Annotated in this window: 16 protein-coding genes; 9 read left to right on the forward strand and 7 right to left on the reverse strand. The window is 61.2% G+C overall.

What is annotated here, in order from left to right:
* Positions 1-341 precede the first annotated feature (341 nt).
* The 3 genes from NKH31_RS17075 to NKH31_RS17085 form a co-directional block, all read right to left on the reverse strand.
* Complete coding sequence (locus tag NKH31_RS17075) at positions 342-2,195, reverse strand: cation:proton antiporter domain-containing protein (protein ID WP_254862993.1); 1,854 nt, start codon at positions 2,193-2,195, stop codon at positions 342-344.
* A 141-nt stretch (positions 2,196-2,336) separates the two neighbouring features.
* Positions 2,337-3,371: a sulfite exporter TauE/SafE family protein gene (locus tag NKH31_RS17080; RefSeq protein WP_254862994.1), complete on the reverse strand. Its 1,035-nt coding sequence runs from the start codon at positions 3,369-3,371 to the stop codon at positions 2,337-2,339.
* 3 nt (positions 3,372-3,374) lie between these two features.
* Positions 3,375-3,524: a DUF7512 family protein gene (locus NKH31_RS17085; protein WP_254862995.1), complete on the reverse strand. Its 150-nt coding sequence runs from the start codon at positions 3,522-3,524 to the stop codon at positions 3,375-3,377.
* Between the two features lie 325 nt (positions 3,525-3,849).
* On the opposite strand from NKH31_RS17085, the gene NKH31_RS17090 reads away from it, so the two are divergent.
* Both NKH31_RS17090 and NKH31_RS17095 read left to right on the forward strand, forming a co-directional pair.
* Positions 3,850-4,698, forward strand: coding sequence for a universal stress protein (locus tag NKH31_RS17090; RefSeq protein ID WP_254862996.1), 849 nt, complete (start codon positions 3,850-3,852; stop codon positions 4,696-4,698).
* Positions 4,699-4,783: 85 nt separating this feature from the next.
* Positions 4,784-5,221: a thioredoxin family protein gene (locus tag NKH31_RS17095; protein WP_254862997.1), complete on the forward strand. Its 438-nt coding sequence runs from the start codon at positions 4,784-4,786 to the stop codon at positions 5,219-5,221.
* A gap of 133 nt (positions 5,222-5,354) precedes the next feature.
* Here NKH31_RS17095 and NKH31_RS17100 read toward each other — a convergent pair whose 3' ends face one another.
* On the reverse strand, positions 5,355-7,037 hold the full coding sequence (locus NKH31_RS17100) for a sensor histidine kinase (protein ID WP_254862998.1): 1,683 nt from the start codon (positions 7,035-7,037) through the stop codon (positions 5,355-5,357).
* A gap of 493 nt (positions 7,038-7,530) precedes the next feature.
* Here NKH31_RS17100 and NKH31_RS17105 point away from each other — a divergent pair, with 493 nt between their 5' ends.
* A complete protein-coding gene (locus NKH31_RS17105) occupies positions 7,531-9,936 on the forward strand; it encodes a hypothetical protein (RefSeq protein ID WP_254862999.1) in 2,406 nt (801 codons plus the stop codon).
* A 7-nt stretch (positions 9,937-9,943) separates the two neighbouring features.
* Here the strand turns inward: NKH31_RS17105 and NKH31_RS17110 are convergent, their stop codons facing one another.
* From NKH31_RS17110 to NKH31_RS17120, 3 genes are read right to left on the reverse strand one after another with little or no spacing between them, the layout of a single operon-like run.
* Positions 9,944-10,405, reverse strand: coding sequence for a YeeE/YedE family protein (locus tag NKH31_RS17110; RefSeq protein ID WP_254863000.1), 462 nt, complete (start codon positions 10,403-10,405; stop codon positions 9,944-9,946).
* A gap of 2 nt (positions 10,406-10,407) precedes the next feature.
* Entirely contained in the window at positions 10,408-10,965 is a 558-nt protein-coding gene (locus NKH31_RS17115; protein ID WP_254863001.1) for a YeeE/YedE family protein, read from the reverse strand.
* A gap of 15 nt (positions 10,966-10,980) precedes the next feature.
* Positions 10,981-12,174, reverse strand: coding sequence for an MBL fold metallo-hydrolase (locus NKH31_RS17120; RefSeq protein ID WP_254863002.1), 1,194 nt, complete (start codon positions 12,172-12,174; stop codon positions 10,981-10,983).
* Between the two features lie 252 nt (positions 12,175-12,426).
* On the opposite strand from NKH31_RS17120, the gene NKH31_RS17125 reads away from it, so the two are divergent.
* From NKH31_RS17125 to NKH31_RS17150, 6 genes are all read left to right on the forward strand, one after another.
* The gene (locus NKH31_RS17125; protein ID WP_254863003.1) at positions 12,427-12,672 is read left to right on the forward strand and encodes a sulfurtransferase TusA family protein; all 246 of its coding nucleotides are present in this window, start codon (positions 12,427-12,429) and stop codon (positions 12,670-12,672) included.
* Between the two features lies 1 nt (position 12,673).
* Positions 12,674-13,255 carry a DsrE/DsrF/DrsH-like family protein gene (locus NKH31_RS17130; protein WP_254863004.1) on the forward strand — a complete coding sequence of 194 codons (582 nt, stop codon included), beginning with the start codon at positions 12,674-12,676 and terminating at the stop codon, positions 13,253-13,255.
* A 299-nt stretch (positions 13,256-13,554) separates the two neighbouring features.
* Positions 13,555-14,055 (forward strand): DUF2267 domain-containing protein, encoded by a 501-nt coding sequence (locus NKH31_RS17135; protein ID WP_254863005.1) that lies wholly within the window; start codon positions 13,555-13,557, stop codon positions 14,053-14,055.
* Positions 14,056-14,177: 122 nt separating this feature from the next.
* Positions 14,178-14,849, forward strand: a complete 672-nt coding sequence (deoC, locus tag NKH31_RS17140; RefSeq protein ID WP_254863006.1) for a deoxyribose-phosphate aldolase — start codon at positions 14,178-14,180, stop codon at positions 14,847-14,849.
* Between the two features lie 144 nt (positions 14,850-14,993).
* A complete protein-coding gene (locus NKH31_RS17145) occupies positions 14,994-16,382 on the forward strand; it encodes an FAD-dependent oxidoreductase (RefSeq protein WP_254863007.1) in 1,389 nt (462 codons plus the stop codon).
* 2 nt (positions 16,383-16,384) lie between these two features.
* Positions 16,385-17,518 carry an aminotransferase class V-fold PLP-dependent enzyme gene (locus NKH31_RS17150; protein WP_254863008.1) on the forward strand — a complete coding sequence of 378 codons (1,134 nt, stop codon included), beginning with the start codon at positions 16,385-16,387 and terminating at the stop codon, positions 17,516-17,518.
* Positions 17,519-17,657: the final 139 nt, after the last annotated feature.

Below are 17,657 nucleotides of genomic sequence, written 5' to 3' on the forward strand. Positions count from 1 at the left end.
ATCTGCTGAGCCGTTCGGTTCATGCAACCGTTCGGATCGAATCGTTTGCGAGTCGGTTCGACAATCCGCCGTGGCGTACATTGTCGTTCGTCGATGGGTTCGAGGTGCGGTCCATTCGCGAGAGAATGAGTGAGTTTTGATTTGCATGGATCATACAATTCTATGCAATACTACGTACCAATGGCTCGGATATAACGGTTTTGGATTTTTTGGGCAAGACTGCTCAGTCCATCGTTCGTCGCGTCGACTGCGGGACGACACGCGCCCGGGAAGAGCCCCGAATCGTGACCGACCGCCGGCAACGGTAGTCTGCGGTGACGGCCACCGACCCCTCGGTCGAATCAGTCGTGCGGGTGAAACCGTTTTATCGCCCGCTCGACTGCGTCGACCTGCCCGATGAACGTCACCCGGTCGCCCTCGCTCAATCGGTGGTCGCCGGTGGGGACTTCTCGCGTGCCGTCTTCGTGGGTGAGGAGGCCGACGATACATCCGTCCGGAATTTCGGCGTTGACGGTCGCGATCGACTCGCCGACGAGATCGGAGGCGGTGACCTCGATCTCCTGAACGTCACCGGTGCGTCCGAGTTCGTTCATCCACGCCGACAGCGACGGCCGTTCGAGGACGTTCTCTAACGACCAGGCGGTCGCCATCGAGAGGTCGATCGCCCGCACGCCGAGCGATTCGAACGCGTCTACGTTTTCGGGTTCGTTGACCCTGGAGGCGACCGTCGACACGTCGAACGACGTCTGTGCGAGTTGAGAGACGAGCAGGTTGACGTCGTCATCCGGCGTGGTCGCGACCACGGCCTTCGCGTCGGCGGCGCCGACGCGTGCTAAGACGTCCGCCGACGTGCCATCGCCTTCGATGGCCCTAATTCCTCGGTTGCGTGCCGTTTCGACCGCGTCGGGATCGAGATCCACGACGAGGACGTTCTCTCCATCCTGTTCGAGTCGTTCGGCGAGTGACAGCCCGACCCGTCCCGCGCCTACGAGTATAGTTCTCATTGGTGATACGTCTAAGTGATCTGCAATCTGTCTCGCCAGCCCGGCCTGAAGGACGACGGTGATGAAGATGATCAGAAACACCGTTCCGGCGAGTAACTGGGCTTCCTGGGGTCGACCGAGCGCTTCCAGCTCGACGGCGAACAGCGTCGCGACGCTCGCTGGAATGATCCCACGCGGGCCGACGGCGCTGAGAAACAGCCGTTCGTTCGTCGTGAACCGCTCGTGGGTCGTCGCGATGTAGACGACGAAGGGACGCAACACGACGGTGACCGAGATCACGACGGCGAGGCCGGCCAGGCCGAGCAGTTGAATGTCCTCGAAGTCGATCAGCGCGGCGAGCGCCACGAAGACGAACGAAAGGACGACGACCGAGAGGTCGTCCAAGAAGTCGATGACCTCCTCGTGGTGGGGGAGATCGACGTTTCCGAGTGCGAAACCGGCCATCGCGGCCGCGGCGATGCCCGTTTCGCTCGCCGCCGCCTCCGCACCGGCGTAGGCGGCAACGACCCCAGCGAGGACGATCAATCGCGCGTGAAGCGGACCGGTCCCGGGCGCGAGATTGCTCCGCGTCAGGACGAACCAGACGATCGCCGCCACGAGAGCACCGATTCCGAGGCCGACGGCGAGTCGAACGGCGAATTCGAACGCGAGCATCGGCCACCATCCGTTGGCCGCGACGAGCACCTCGAAGACGACCACGACCAGGATAGCTGCGGTGACGTCGTTGATAACTCCCTCACCCTCAAGGACGGCCGCGACGTGGTCCCGGACGGTTACGACCTGGAGGATCGGTCCGATCACCGTGGGACCGGTGGCGATGAGCAACGCACCGACGAGTAATCCGACCTCGGGTGTCGTATCGAGGAAGACGACGACGGCGAGTGCCGTTCCGAGCCAGGTCAGCGCCGCTCCAATCGTGACGAACCTGACCATCGCTCTGGGACTCTCTTTGAGTTTATCGACGTGTAAGTGGTAGCCGCCTTCGAAGAGGATTATCGCGACGCTGACGCCGACCATCACGGGTAGCCCGTCACCGAACGTTTCTTTCGAGACGAGGCCGAGGATTTCGGGACCGATCGCGATACCGGCGACGATCAGGAACAGCACGCTAGGTATTCGAAGCCGATCGGCGAGAACGCGAGAGAGTACGCCGAGGCCGAGTACAACGGCGACGATGACGACGAGTTCCATCGATTCAGCCCGACCCCGTCGGTTGCGGTTCGGTGGAGCGTATCGTCACTTCGTATCCAATCACGTGTCGGCCACGTTCTCGCGTCGAATATCTCACTGCTGCTGGTGACGAACGCCCGCGAATGAGAGTGGACGGCGCCATCAGTCTGTCTGTTCAGAGACACCTTCCGGCGTCATATCAGTTCGGTTCGTTCGCACGGTCGTGAACACCTGATAGAGGATGATCGAGGCGACGGCGAACGACGATCCGACCAGCAACACCACGCTCAGGACGTCTAATATCCCGAATCCGAGCCAGTTGGCCACCTCGCTCACGCCGATGCCAGCGCTTGCCAGAAGCATCATGATCCCGAAGTAGACGATCACGTCGTCTTCTTCGACCACCGTCGTCGCCCCCGATCCGATTCGAGCACCGAGTGCGCTCCCGACCAGCAACAGCGAGACGACCACGAGGTCGACGCTCCCCGACATGCCGTAGGTGAACGCCCCATACGCACCGGAGAAGAGGCCGGCAAAGAGGCTCGTTCCGACGGCAACCGTCAACGGCGTCCCGATGAGGTAGTAGATCATCGGCATCCGCATGAATCCGCCGCCGACACCGATCAGTCCAGATATCATGCCGACGACGCCGCCGGCTCCCGAAACCGTCCATAGAGAGGTTCGGCCACCAGAGACCAGCGAAATCATCGGTGGAATGGTGTACGACTGGATCGTCTGGCCGACAGCGGGAATGTCGTCGACGTCCTCGTCGACGTTCCCGTCTTCATCCTCGTCCTCACCCGCGAGGGCGCGACGGAGAAACAGGACACCGATCCCGGCGAGCAGCACCACGTACGCGATCCCGGTTACGAGGTCGGCAACGCCGATCTCTTCGAGGCCGAATACGAGGATGCTCCCAATTTCGATTCCGACCGACAAGACGACGAACAGGATGGCACCGAGTTTGTAGTCCACCTGTCCGATGTCGTAGTGTTTCATCACGGCGATGACCGACGTCCCGAAGTAGAAGGCCAACCCGCTTCCGATGGCAACGGAGGCCGGATAGCCCAGAATCAGGAGGGTAGGGGTGACGAGGAACGAGCCACCCATCCCGAAAAAGCCGAACAGGACGCCGACCATAAAGCCGAAGCTCACGAACAGGAGTACCAGCGGTAGTGCGAGACCTAGTATCTCCATCGATTACCGTTCCTCTATCGTTTTCAGTAGTGGTTGTGCGATGACGCGTTCTACCACCGCGTATCCGAGGTAAAGGGCGACTGCCAGGACAAGGATCAGCCCGACGACGAGGCCACCCTGTAGGAGCCACGGTAGCGCGAGTGTCTCGATCATTTGTACCGATTCACCCGGTCGATCAGTTGTGTACAGCTCATGGTTTTCTACTCATCTTCCCATACCCGGAGAGATGGTATAACGCTTTTGGGATTGGCGCACAATATTACTGCTGAGTATGTAACGAGTATCCGACGAAAATATCTCCATACGTTATTCGGATATGGCGGGTGCGGTTCGCTCCGATGGAGCGGCGAGTGGTCCGCCGACTCGATCGGAAACGTGACCAGCAACTTCTGTCCGTTAGTCCTAAGGCGACGAACCAGGGTGTCCCCGGTATTGGTCGGGCCAAACAATATTATACCGCTGGAGCGTACTCCCACCTATGAAGGCAGTCTGTGCAACCGATCTCTCAGCAGCGAGCGAGGCAACGATTCAGAACGAGACGTGTCTCGAATGTCTCGGACGCATCGGCGTCGAGAAGATGCACCTCGTGACCGTCGTTCCCGCGAACGTCCACGCGGGCATGCCCGGGATGGACTTCGAGGGCCGGCGAAAACGTGCGCTCAAACGATATCGTCGCGTCATCGAGGACGCCGGGTTCGACGTCGAGACCCACGTCGTCCGCGGAACGCCCCATCGGCGCATCAACGGCATCGCCGAGACCGTCGGCGCGGACCTCACGCTCGTCGGCTCTCGGGGAAAGAGTCCGCTCGAAAATCGGGTTATCGGTTCGACCGCGCGTAATCTCGCGCGAACGAGCGAGCGTCCGCTGCTCGTAAACCGGATCGAACGCGGGGTCGACGACCCCGAAGTGATGTACGAACACCTGTTCCGACGAATACTGTACGCGACCGACTTCTCCGCGAACGCGGAGGACGCGTTCGAGGCGTTCTCGTTCCTCCGTAACGCCACCCAGAAGGCGACGCTCGTCCACGTTCGAACCCCGAAAGATCCCGAACTGCCGGACGAGATCGATCCCGAAGCGAAACTCGCCGAACTCGCCGGCCAGCTCGAAGAGTGGGGGATCGAAACGGAGACCGACGTCAGGGACGGTGATCCGGCCGACGAAATTCTCGCCGCGGAGGCCGAGTACGATCCAACGACCATTCTCGTCGGTTCGCGCGGCCACAGTCGGCTCCGCCGACTTCTACTCGGCAGCGTTTCAGAGGAGATCGTCGCGAGAGCCGACGGGAACGTTCTCCTGGTGCCGCCAGGCGCCCACTCACGGTGACGATGGACGCCACGACGTAGGAGTGAAACTGTATTGTACTTTGAGTGCACAACTGTTATGTAGGCCTCGGCCGTACGAACTCGGTATGAGCGACGCTATCGACGACGAACGAGAACGGATCAGAGAACAGAAACTGGCAGATCTGAAGGCACAACTCGAGGGCGGATCGCGTCCACCTGCTTCGGATACGTCGAACGAGGAGTCCCCGTCGAATCCGATCGAAATCGACGGGCCAGACCACCTCCAGTCGGTCGTCTCCGAGCATCCAGTCGTCCTCGTCGACTGTTACGCAGACTGGTGTGGCCCCTGCCAGATGCTCGAACCGACGATCGACGCGATCGCGTCGGAGACGAACGCGACCGTCGCGAAGGTCGACATCGACGCGAACCAGCGCCTGGCTCAGCAACTCGGCGTCCGCGGCGTCCCGACGTTGGTCCTCTACGCGAACGGTGGGCCGAAAGAACGCCTGAGCGGCGTGCAAGATCGAGCGACGCTCGAAACGCTGATCGAACGCTACAGCTAACGAGGGCGGCTCACCGATCCAACGTACCGCGTAGATCGATCTGGACGTCGATACTGGCGGTGGTTTCAGAAATGGACTGTGGGACCTGGCGGTGAATTCAGCGACGTACTTCGTAACGCTCCTACCCTACCGTTCAGTTCACGGTCTGACGTATCCGACGATCCGCATCAGACGAGGGGGTCTGCTCCTCGAAGGTGATTTCGAACCGAGCCCCGCCGGTCGCACTGTCCGTCACGGAAATCTCCCAGCCGTGGGCGCGCACAATTTCGCCGACTATTGCGAGGCCGAATCCTGTTCCATCCGTTTCCGTCGTAAAGCCGGACTCGAAGACCTGGTCTCGGCTTTCACGCGGGATTCCGGGTCCGTCGTCGGCGACGAAAACGCCCGCCGCCTCCTCCAGCGGGCCAACTCGAACGATGACGTCTTCACCGCCGTGTTCGATGGCGTTTCGAAAGAGATTTTCGAGCAATTGTTGGAACCGATCCGGATCGGCAGTGAACGTACACTCGCCGTCAGTTTCCAGTGACGCCTCAGGCGTATCGGTCATCTTCCACGCCTGATGGCTCAGCGATCGAAGCGAGACGCCCTCCGTATCCGTGATCGATTGGCCCTGTCGAGCGAGCGTCAACAGGTCGTCGATCAACGTTTCCATCCGGTCTAGCGAATCAACAATCGCGTCGACGTGTTCAGGTTCGGCGTCCTCTCCGGCCATCTCCACGTACCCCTGGGCGACGGAGAGGGGATTCCTGAGATCGTGTGATACCATGCTCGCAAATCGCTCCAGACGCTCGTTCTGGCGCTCCAGTTGCCGACGATAGTGCTCCCTGTCAGTCACATCAGTGATAGAGATGAACTGACCGAGATCGACCTGGCCGGCTTCGAATCGGGTCGACGTTACCTGATACGTCCGGCTGGTACCCGTAGCGGGTTCATCACGTTCGAACACCGAAGGATCTTCGGTCATCGCCTCGGCGACGTCCGGGAGCACCGTCGCGAGCGGTCGACCCAGCGACTCGACGGAAAGTCCACCAGCGAACAGGTCTCTGGCTCCTCGGTTGTAATCGCGAATACACCCAGCTTGGTCGAGAGCCAGGACGGGTTCGTCTCGTTGACCCGAAAGCCGGATCAATCGAAACTCCTCGAGATATATCGTGAGGACGCCGACGGCGAATATGGCGACGCCGATCGGGGAGTACGTCGTCTCGAGGAGATTCGTGCTACCGGTCGCCCCGATATCCAGCAAAACGGGGAGTCCGGTGACGCCGACGAGTGCGAACAGCGGCGTCGTATTAGCCGAAACCTGGATAAAGCGTTCGACGAGCATGAAGATCCCGATAAACGCGAGGGCGTAGGCGAGACCCATCGTCACCCAGTGCAGTGGCTCGTGATGGATCATCAAGTGAGGGAACGGTTCGATCGCTGGTTCCGGCACGTAGTACAACCCGTGAAACGAATTCGTCACTTTGATCGCCGAAATAAGCAAGAACGTCACCACTGCTCCGACCCGAATTCGGGCGTTTCGGTGGAGTGAACGACCCGTATACGCAGAGCAGAAATAGAGCCACGGGCCGACGGCGGCGATACCCACGATCAACCCGACGACGTAAAACAGGTGCTGGAGTGACTGCCCGGACGCGGCCAGATAGCCGACGTGTGAAACGGACCACGCACCGGTTAATCTGAGTAACCACTGTAACCCCACCCGCGTCTCGTCGTGGTCGATACTCGAGGTCCGAGAGAACACGGCAATGCAAACGATCGCACTCGCTCCGAACGCAGCCACGTAACCCAGGTGGAGCAAGGTCGGATCACTCACAGGTAACGACCCTCACGGATACCTAACAGAACACCCATTCTGGTACTTCAGGATGGGTGCGATGGTCGTAAATCCACCGGCCACCCTGCAATTTCAGCGCTGCAGCTATCGTCGACCCGTCTTCCCGGACGCTACATCAGCTCTATAATCAGATTCTCGACACAGGGACGTTCCTGTCGAGAAGATGTTGATCACGTACGACCAATCTTCCGTTGGCCACGAAATCACTCGGTTGTCCACTCTTTTGGGGCCGGCCGTCCACGTTCGTCCGACGAGTATCACTGGCCGTCAGAGGCGAGCATCGTTCGATAGAAATCATGGAGGTGACACCGTGAGAGTTGAAGCCGCTGATGACACTCCCGGGAGGCTACTAACAGCTTTACTACGGTGGAAAAGTTAGCACCAACGATAGTCGAACACCATCACCACGTTGGCGGATTGTAGGTGTCGAGGCGTGTCAGGTCGTGTATAGACGGAGTCAGCGGTGAATCAAATGCGTCCGAATAATGAGAACGGTGGACGAATTGTTGGCCTCCTGCTCGTCATCTTTCTGGTGGCAGTAGGAACGCTGCTACTCCCGATCGCCGTCACCGCCATATTAGTGAGTATGCTGCCGATAGTACACCCCGGTGGCATCGTCGTCTTCGTCGTCACCTCGATTCTCGCTTTTTCAGCCATACTCGTCATCCTCTACATCGGAATCTGGGACCAACTGTCCGGCACGGGAGTCGAGGGGCCGTTACTCGCTGGAATGCTGGCACTGTATCTCGCCTGGGGAATTATCCTCGGCGGACTGGCGGCCACGGAGCTGTGGTATCTGGCGATTCTCGACATAGCCACCGCCACGCTAGACTCACCTCTCTGGATGGCAGTACTGGTTCTGTTCGCCCTCTGGGTCGGGATATTCGGACGCGCCGTGATACAATTCGTCGGTGAGGAGGCCGCAACCGATGCGACGATCATTTCGCTCGTTGATTCCCCCCGGGAACGCGTCGCGGTTGCGATCGGTGCTGCGTTGCTTTCGGGCTTCGCGCTCGGGTTGTTCGTCTTCGCCGCCGCGGATTCTCTCGGACCACAGGTAGAAACTGTGGTATCGATCCCGGCATGGCTGCAGATTCTGGTCATACTGGTACTGGCCATCGTCGTCTTCTGGCTGGGAACGACGCTAGCGCGTGCAACCGCTCGATTGCTCGAATCACCCGAACGAGACGGCGACGATGGTTCGAGGACTGACGATTCGTGGGTTACGTTCAGCGTCTTTCGCTGGGGCGACGGCACCGTTCGGCTCACCTCCGACGCACTCCCCTCTGGGCCGAGATCCGAAACGGCAGATCCGCCAGACGAATCACCACCGACGCGCCTGACCGGACCACCCGGCTCTGGCGCTGGTTGGCCCTCGCTCGTCGTCGGTGGAGGCATCGGAATCGCGTTCATCGCGGGGAGTATCCGACTCTTCGAGGCGGTCGGACCGACAACCGTCGGTCAGTGGATGGTGCTATTGCTGGCAATCGGCGCCCTCGCAGCCGTTCTCTCCTGGCTTTACGGCGTTCTCGACCGACAGCGGCTACGAGTAGTGTCACGCAGACGACTGCGCGACCACGTCGCCATCGGATTCGTCGTAGCCGCGTTCGCCGTCGGCAGCGTCTGGCTTCTCCAGCCAGTTGTCGCCGGATGGGTTGGTCCGGTCGACGATACCGTCCTCATCACTGGCGCCCTCGTTCTTTCCGGGATCGGACTCGTCGCGATTCTTCTCCACCCTCGGAGTCGATTTTCGACGTCACGAACGGAAGCCGACAAACAGTCGTATCGGAATACGAGCGGAGCGTATCGACAGTGGCTCGCCCACCAGCAGAGGTGGTTCGACGAAGCCAGCGGGTCGACCGATCCGGTGGTAAACGAAGCCGCGAGGAAGGGAATAGCTTCGATCGAGACGGCCGTTGAGTACCTAAACGAGGCGGAACATCGGATCGACGCCGGTGACCCGGCGGGATTTTACGTTCAATTCTACCACGCGAGGCGATACAAAGCGAACATCTTCTATTACAAGGACAGAGTGAGAGAGCGGTCGTCTCGTAAAGCGATCAACGGTGACGGGACGAACGCTACCAGGAGCGATGGAAGGAACCAGACTGAGTCCGAGGGCGACCCCGCGCAACGCCGCGGCGAACCGGCCGTCGAGAAACGCTACCAACCCGAAAGCGACCTCGAATCGTTTGCGAGGGAACTCGAAATCGACGTCCAACAACTTCCGAGCCACGTCCGTAAAGAAGCAGAATCATTCAGTGAAATCGCTCGCGGGCGGTACGAGTCATCGGCCTCCATCGAGAACGTCCGACGGGTTCAGGGTATTATTCAGAGTTACGAACTGTCGGAACTCGAACAGCAACGAAACACGGAGAAGCAACTCCGCTTCTGGATCGTGTCGATCGGCGTCATCGGATTTGTCCCCGGCGTAGCAGCAATCCTCGGCTTCGATATCCTCCCGGAGGTGTTCGATGAACCCGGCTTCGCTCCGTCGACACTGCTCGCCGTCATCATTGCCGGGTCGCTCGGTGCGGCGGTCAGCAGCCTTCAGAACTGGCGCAACATAGCCGAACCCATCGACCAGACCGAGGTCTCGGCCGTTCCACAGCTCACCCCGGCGACGATACTCCTGCCCGAACTCGCGTTCAGCCGGATATTGATCGGTGCGATCGGTGCGCTGACCTTTTACTTCGCGTTACTAAGCGACCTCGTCGTTCCGATCGATGCCGGTACCATCGAGATTCCGTTGCTTCTTCTGGTCTCGTTCGCCGCAGGATTCCTTGAACGACTCTTCCCAAGTACGCTCGAAAAGTTGCTCGACTCGACGTCCACGAAAGATAGCGAGAAGAGCGCAACCGGTGAGAAAAACAACTGAGAGTTCGTTAGTCAGCACCAGCGGGCATCGTCTCCGAAGCGTCCTGCTGACTTCGCCAGACGCCCTGGATGTACGCGCCGACGAACATGCCAGCGAGCGCCCAGAGGATCGTCACGTTTCCGACGCCGAGACTGGCGTAGGCGGCCCCGGGACAGATTCCCGACAGCCCCCAGCCGACGCCGAAGATCGCGCCACCTATGAGTACGTTTCGGTCGAACGATTTCAGACGGCGACCGTAGGCGTCTCCCGTGAGCGGCGCGTCGTCGAGAAGACGGGGTATCAGCCCGAAGGCGAGGCCGGTGACGACCGCTGCGCCACCCATTACGAACAACAGCCCGAAGTCCTCGAACTGGAGGAAGTTCAGGACGACCTCCGGGCGAGCCATGTGACTGAACCCGAGGCCGAACCCGAAGATCAGGCCGCCGACGAAGATCAGCGGCATGAACAGGGGATGACGGTGTTCCATCATGGTTACGGACTCACCTCAAGGGCCATCACGATCTGTGCCGTTCCGATCGCCACGGCGAGAAACGTGATCACGCCGACGATCGAGGTTTTCGACGCCGATCCGACGCCACAGACGCCGTGACCGGAGGTACAACCCTTGCCGATACGGGTGCCGATCCCGACGAGGATGCCGCCGAGGAATAACCGCCAGGGCTGAACGTCGGTCAGCCAGAGCGTCAGTCCGCCGATATCGTACGTGCTACCGGTGGATCCGGACTGATAGAGACCGCTCGTGAGTACTCCCGACTGGAACGTCAGGGCGTACACTGCCGCGCCGGCGACGATGCCCAACGTGAACACGATCCGCCAGTCTCTGGAGGAGACGTATCGCTGGAATCGCGACTGTTCTGAGACGTAGCTGAGCGTCGACTCGAGGAACGTGCTCGCGCCGGCGGCGATCCCCGTTCCGACGTAGATGACGACGGCACCGAGTCCGACGAGTAACCCGCCGACGGCGTACCGGCTGACGCCGTTGGGAAAGAGTGTCTCGTACAGTCCCGGGTCGATGAATTCAGTTACCATCCGGATCTACTGGAGTCAGTCACCGGCCAGCGATTCCTGGCTTGCGGCGCAGTTGTTCGGGCCGAGTTCGAGTTCGAAGGCCTCCTCGTCGTCGGCCTCGCGCTGGCCGAGGTTCGTCGCGATGATATCCTCGTAATTGGCCGGCCGAGGGGGCATGTTCGAGAGGATCAGGTCGACGAACTCGTCTTCGTCCATCGTGAGCGCCTCCATCGTGTCGACGAGCTGGCCGATCGGTGCCGTGTAGGTACCGTCATCGGCGGGTTCTGCGGCGTCGCTGTAGTGAGCACCGCCGATCAGCGTGTCCTCAGGGAGCGACAGCACCCGCTCCTGGAGCGACTCGTAGAGCTGTGCGGCGGCCTCCGGTGCGCCGTCGTCGCCCTCTTCGAGATCGGGTCGGGCGACGCTCTCGACGAATAAGCCGTCGCCGGTCGCGAGCAGCCCGCCGTCGACGAGGTACGATGTCATCCCGGAGGTGTGTCCGGGCGTGTAGACGGTCTCGATCGTCGCGTCGCCGACGGTGAACTCGTCGCCATCGTCTGCCACCGTCAGCTCGTCTGCGTACGTGACTCCGCGGTCGACCGACGCGTCGGGGATGACGCCCTCGACACCGCGTTCGGCGAGCGTGCGAACGCCCGAGAGGTGGTCCGCGTGAATGTGGGTGTCGATCGCGTACGTCAGGTCGACGCCGAGTTCGTCTGCGTCAGCGAGGTACCGATCGGTGAACGCCCGTAGCGGATCGACAATCGCGGCCTCGTCGCCGTCGACGAGGAGGTAGCCGAGGCAGCCGCTAGATGGGCGCTGGTACTGGTAGAGTGTCCCCGACCCCTCGTACTGAGAGACCTCGACGCGCTCGTAGATGCGCGCCCAGCCGTTCATTCCGTCTTCGAGGTGATCGACGTCGTAGCCGAGTTCTTTGAGCGTTCCAGCGACGAATTCGCTGGCTCCGCCCTTCGCACAGAGAACCGTTATTTGGTCGTCGTCCGGAATCTGTGCAAGAATGTCTTCGTCGAGATCCTCGTCGAGGAATTCGAAGTACGGAACGTTGATCGTGGAGACGTTCTCGCCGTCGATCCGCCACTCTTCGAAGTCCGATTGCATTCGAGCGTCGAGAATCGTTACGTCCTCACCCGCGTCGATTCGGGCTTTCAGTTCGTCGGGGGCGATCGATTCGACCGCAACGTCTGGTGTTGGAAAGTCCATGTCTTCCATGTTGTACACCTCACCGTACCGGGCCGGACCACATAAGAGTTTTCATAGAATTTCCCCTACTGTGCAATACTACTGAGCCCTCGATGATGATAGACCGGCTCTAAACGCACGTTAGATGCAATAAGATGAATCCTCCCACATAATTTGATACCCTCAATAGTGCGGTTGTCCACTACACGCCCAATAATCGATACGCTTTTATGGCCCGGTACGATATTGTGTGATAGCTCCAATACAGAGCATCGATACAACATGAGTTCACAATACGACGTAACCGAGACGCTAGACGTGAAAGGACTGTCCTGCCCGATGCCGATCGTGAAGACGAAGGGCGCGGTCGACGACCTCGAAGACGGAGACGTACTCGAAGTCATCTCGACCGACTCCGGTAGCATGAGCGATATCAAAGGCTGGGCCGAGGGAACCGACGGCGTCGCCTTGCTCGATCAGACCGAAGACGACGACCTGTACGTCCACTACGTCGAGAAAACCGCGTAAGATGAGTACCGAAAATACGACACCCACCGTCGACGACGGTCAGTTCGATGGCGAAGCAATCCAGGCGTTGCGCGACCGCGTCGCTGAACTGGAAGCGTCCATCGAGGCTACCGACACCGACGACGGGAAGAAGATGACGATCATCGCCACGCAGGGGACGTTCGACATGGCCTACCCGCCGCTCATCCTCGCGAGTACGGCCGCAGCCTTCGACTGGGACGTCGTTGTCTTTCACACGTTCTGGGGACTCGACATCCTCCACGAGGAGAACTCGAAGAACCTCAAGCTCTCTGCGGTCGGTAACCCGAACATGCCGATGCCGAACGCTCTCGCAGCGCTCCCCGGAATGGACGCCATGGCGACGCGAATGATGCGAAAGAAAATCGACGAAAACGGCACCGCCACCATCGAAGAGTTGATCGATCTCTCGCTCGAGACCGGCGTCGACCTGCAGGCCTGTCAGATGACGATCGAGTTGATGGACTACGACGAGGACGACTTCTACGACGGCGTGACGACCGGCGTCGGCGCGGCCACCGCCCTTCAGCACATGGCCGAATCCGACGTTCAGTTGCTGGTCTGACGATCGCGGCCACCCCACTACAGCGCAAAAACCGACGCGATATTCTCCGGGTTTCTTCCATCTAAGTCTGTGAGACGCATCCGGAGAACGACCGTCTTAGAACGCAATTTCACAGCTTCTACGAGTTCCGAGAGTACCCCGTACTACCGAGTGTCGCTTCGGTGTGAATCGTGAGTCACATTGTGGCCGACGATCCGAAGACGAGTTCGCGATCGAGGCAGTCGCGTCGACGTGACAATCACCCCTGCTGGCACTCACGGTGGGGATTGACGATACTCCTCGTGGCTGGAGCTAGTGGGATGAATTTCGACGAGTTCACCGGCCAGATCCAGCACCGACTCGAATATCCGGACACCGGGCGGACGGTGAGGGCCATCCGAGCGACGCTCATGACCCTCGGCCAGCGCATCCCCGAGGGGAACGCCGAAGATCTCGCGGCGAATCTTCCGCTGGAGATCAAGTGGTTCCTGACCGGTGCCGTACACGACCACGGCCAGCGGTTCGACTGGCGCGAGTTTGTCACGCGCGTCAGCGAGATCGAGGGTGACGGGGTCGACGACGCCGAGGCCGCCTATCACGCTCGCGTCATCATCGATTTCGTCGCCGAACAGGTCCCACCATCGGACTTCCAGCAGCTACGCGATCAGCTCCCCGAGAGCGAAGGCGACGAGAACTGGCGAAAGCTCTTCGAGATCGTCGACGCGGGCGGTTGGAGCGAGGCGCACGAGTCCCAAACCGGTGGCGGCCCCCAGCCGGACGCCGCTGGCGGGGACGAATCGGAGATAGCAGAAGAAAAATAATCGCCTACGACCGGTCGTGTGATCCATACGTCACAGTCCCCCGGCGGCCAGTCAGTCCTGAGCAGGCATCAGCCAATCGATCGTGGCGGTGGACGTTTGTATCGGAAGGTCGTAGCGTCGGTATGAGTCTGGCTTCGGATCTTCGAGACGAGCCGAACCGAATCGCGTCGATCATCGAGCACACGAACGTGGATCCGGCGTCGACCGAAGCGGAAATTCGAACCCTCTGTTCGGAGGTCAAAGAGTACGGCTTCTATTCTGCGGTCGTCGTTCCGTACCACGCCAAACTCGCCGACGAGCTACTCGGCGACGAGGCGAAGGTCGTCGTCGTCGTTGGTTTTCCGTACGGAATTCAGAACGCAGCGGCGAAACGGGCCGAAGTCGAGGCGCTCACCGAGTACGCCGACGAGTTCGACATGGTCATGAACCGGACGGCCTTCGCCAACGACGACGCCGAGACCGTCGTCGAAGACGTCGCCGCCGTAAAGGATGCGGTCGGGGACAGCCCGTTGAAGTGTATCATCGAGTCGCCGGCGCTATCGAGGGCGGAGATCAGTCGCGCGTCGGAGCTCGCGGCCGAGGGAGGAGCGGACTTCGTCAAGACGGCGGTGGGCTACGACGGGGGAACGGATCCGGAGGAGATCCAAGCCATCCGGGAACCGCTGGACGGGAACACCGGCGTGAAGGCCTCTGGCGGTATCGCCACCTTCGACGATGCGCTGGAGATGGTAGAAGCCGGAGCGACCCGCATCGGGGCCTCGTCGGGGATCGAAATCGTCGAATCCGTCGAGTAGCGATCCGTCCCCCGGCCCGTCGACGAGCTTCGGATTTCCTCCTCGCCGACGGAGTCGGTGAACCAGCAACGGGAGATCTATTCCGACCAGTTAGTATTGCACAGTTTGAGAAATACTTTACCAGTCGGTCCCGTATTGTCGTCTATGACAGATCCGTTCGTCGTCGTCGGCGGTGACGCAGCCGGGATGAGTGGCGCGAGTAAGGCCAAGCGTGACGATCCGAGTCGAGACGTTATCGTCTTCGAACGGGGTGAGTGGGTCTCCTACGCGGCCTGCGGGATGCCTTACTACGTCAAGGGTTCCGTTCCCGAACTCGACGACCTCGTCGCCGTAACGCCGGAAGAATTTCGAGAAGAGCGAGACGTCGACCTCAGAACGAACCACGAGGTCGTCGGGGTCGACACGGACGCAAAGTCGGTGACGGTCGCACGCGACGGAACGACCGTCGAACAGCGCTACGGAGACCTGTTGATCGGGACCGGCGCGAGCGCGATCGAACCGCCGTTCGACGGGCTCGACCTCGAGGGCGTATTCACCATCCACGATATGGACGAGGCAGACGCAATCGAGCGGTACGTCACCGAGCGCGACCCGGAGACGGCCGCCGTCGTCGGCGGCGGCTACGTCGGCGTCGAGATGGCAGAAGCGCTGGACGGACGCGGGATCGACGTATCGATGTACGAGATGCTTCCCCGGACGCTCCAGCCGTTCGGCGAGGAGACCGCCAGAACCGTCGAAGACCACCTTCGCGAGCGGGGCGTCGACCTCCACCTCGAAACGGCGGTGAGCGATTTCGCCGGCGATGAAACCGTCGAAACGATCGCCTACGAGGACGGCGACGCGACGGCGACGGCCGACGCGGATCTGGTCGTCGTCGGCGTCGGCGTCGCGCCGAACGTCGAACTCGCGGAAGACGCCGGGATCGAACTCGGCCCGACCGGCGCAATCGCGACCGACGAGTACGGCCGGACGTTCGACGCGTCCGACGGTTCCGTCATCGAGTCCGTCTACGCCGCCGGCGACTGCGCGGAGGTGACGAACGTCGTCACCGGCGAACCCGATCACGTTCCGCTCGCGCTCACGGCCAACCGCGCCGGTCGAGCGATCGGATCGACCGTCGCCGGCGATCCGATGAGGACAGGTGGAACGGCGGGCACGGCCATCGTCAAGGCGTTCGATCTCGGCGCGGCGCGGACCGGTATTCTCGACGCAGAACGGGCGAGGTCGGCCGGCTTCGAGCCCGTATCGGTCACGATCGAGGCGCAGACTCGGCCGCACTACTACCCCGGTGCGACGAAACTCACCGTGACGCTCGTCGCCGACGAATCGACGGGGCGCGTCCTCGGGGCGAGCGTCGTCGGGAAGGAGGGCACGAAACGCATCGACACCGTCGCGACGGCGCTCTCGGCCGAACTGACCGTCTCAGAACTACAGAATACGGACCTCGCGTACGCTCCGCCCTTTAGTCCCGTCTGGGATCCGATTCTGACGGCCGCGAAGGTGCTCGGCGGGAAACTGCAAACGGAGGACTAACCGTGGCGAAACCGATCACCACGCCAGCGGATCTGCGCGACTCGATACCCGCGCTTTCGGACGTCACGTACCTGAACTTCGGTGCGAGCGGTCCGAGTCCTCGACCGGTCGTCGACGCCGCCGAATCGATTCTCGAGTATCACGAGTTCGACGCGCCGGGTGGTGAGGGAATGTACACGGCCGCGTTCGACACCTACGACGACGTCCGCGAAACCGTCGCCAGATTCGTCGGCGCGTCGCCGGACGAAATCGCGCTCACCCAGAGTACGACCGACGCCATCAACCGGTTCGGGTGTGCACTCGAGTGGGAGCCAGGCGATATCGTGGTCCGTACCGATCTGGAGCACCCCGCGGGCATCCTCCCGTGGCAGCGACTGGAACACGGACGAGGCGTCGAGGTCCGGGTCGTCGAAACCGAGCGAGGTCGGATCGATCTCGACGCCTATCGCGACGCCGTCGCCGGCGCGAAGCTCGTCGTGTTCAGCGCACTCTCCTGGAATTATGGGACCAGATTGCCGGTCAGAGAACTTACAGAGATCGCCCACGAGGCGGGCGCACTCGTCCTCGTCGACGCCGTCCAATGGCCGGGTCAGGCGCCGATCGATTTCGCGGAGTGGGGCGCGGATGCGGTCGCGGCGGCCGGACACAAGTGGTTGCTCGGCACGTGGGGTGGCGGCTTCCTGTACGTCGAAGCGTCCGTGGCCGATGGGCTTGTCCCCGGTGCGCTCGGCTATCGCGGCGTCGTCGAGGCGACCGCCGATCCGTACGAACTCGCTCCAGGTGCCACTCGGTTCGAGATCGGAACGATCAATCCCGCCCCGCACGTCGCGCTCCAGGCGGCGATCGAAATCACCGCGCGTATCGGCATCGAAACCATCGAGGATCGAATACGTCGATTGGCAGAACGGCTCGCCGACGAAGTCCCAGCCGATCGTCTCTTGAGTCCACCCGCTCCGGAATCCGGCCTGGTTACGATCGCCGTCGACGACCCCGAGGCCGTCACGGAACGGATTCGAGCGGACGGAATCGTCGTCCGACCGCTTCCCGAACCGGACGCGATCCGCGCATCCGTCCACGCGGTTAACACTGAAGACGAGGTAGACGCTCTCCTGGACGCGCTCGAGGGAGTTCAGTAGTGACGCACCACCTCACGACGTTCCTCGACCGCGTGATCGCGGATGCGGCCGGGAGCTTCGTCCGGTCGAGTAACGTGGTCACGACCGTTCCGAGAGATACACGCACGACCGTCATCGACGGTGGCATCGACGATTCCTC

Source organism: Halovivax gelatinilyticus (assembly GCF_024300625.1).
GTDB lineage: Archaea > Halobacteriota > Halobacteria > Halobacteriales > Natrialbaceae > Halovivax > Halovivax gelatinilyticus.

What these genes read in the sequence shown, in the direction of transcription:
- NKH31_RS17075 (WP_254862993.1), bottom strand. Translation starts at nt 2,195, where the DNA reads ATGGAACTCGTCGTCATCGTCGCCGTTGTACTCGGCCTCGGCGTACTC.
- NKH31_RS17080 (WP_254862994.1), bottom strand. Translation starts at nt 3,371, where the DNA reads ATGGAGATACTAGGTCTCGCACTACCGCTGGTACTCCTGTTCGTGAGC.
- NKH31_RS17085 (WP_254862995.1), bottom strand. Translation starts at nt 3,524, where the DNA reads ATGATCGAGACACTCGCGCTACCGTGGCTCCTACAGGGTGGCCTCGTC.
- NKH31_RS17090 (WP_254862996.1), top strand. Translation starts at nt 3,850, where the DNA reads ATGAAGGCAGTCTGTGCAACCGATCTCTCAGCAGCGAGCGAGGCAACG.
- NKH31_RS17095 (WP_254862997.1), top strand. Translation starts at nt 4,784, where the DNA reads ATGAGCGACGCTATCGACGACGAACGAGAACGGATCAGAGAACAGAAA.
- NKH31_RS17105 (WP_254862999.1), top strand. Translation starts at nt 7,531, where the DNA reads ATGCGTCCGAATAATGAGAACGGTGGACGAATTGTTGGCCTCCTGCTC.
- NKH31_RS17110 (WP_254863000.1), bottom strand. Translation starts at nt 10,405, where the DNA reads ATGATGGAACACCGTCATCCCCTGTTCATGCCGCTGATCTTCGTCGGC.
- NKH31_RS17115 (WP_254863001.1), bottom strand. Translation starts at nt 10,965, where the DNA reads ATGGTAACTGAATTCATCGACCCGGGACTGTACGAGACACTCTTTCCC.
- NKH31_RS17120 (WP_254863002.1), bottom strand. Translation starts at nt 12,174, where the DNA reads ATGGAAGACATGGACTTTCCAACACCAGACGTTGCGGTCGAATCGATC.
- NKH31_RS17125 (WP_254863003.1), top strand. Translation starts at nt 12,427, where the DNA reads ATGAGTTCACAATACGACGTAACCGAGACGCTAGACGTGAAAGGACTG.
- NKH31_RS17130 (WP_254863004.1), top strand. Translation starts at nt 12,674, where the DNA reads ATGAGTACCGAAAATACGACACCCACCGTCGACGACGGTCAGTTCGAT.
- NKH31_RS17135 (WP_254863005.1), top strand. Translation starts at nt 13,555, where the DNA reads ATGAATTTCGACGAGTTCACCGGCCAGATCCAGCACCGACTCGAATAT.
- deoC (WP_254863006.1), top strand. Translation starts at nt 14,178, where the DNA reads ATGAGTCTGGCTTCGGATCTTCGAGACGAGCCGAACCGAATCGCGTCG.
- NKH31_RS17145 (WP_254863007.1), top strand. Translation starts at nt 14,994, where the DNA reads ATGACAGATCCGTTCGTCGTCGTCGGCGGTGACGCAGCCGGGATGAGT.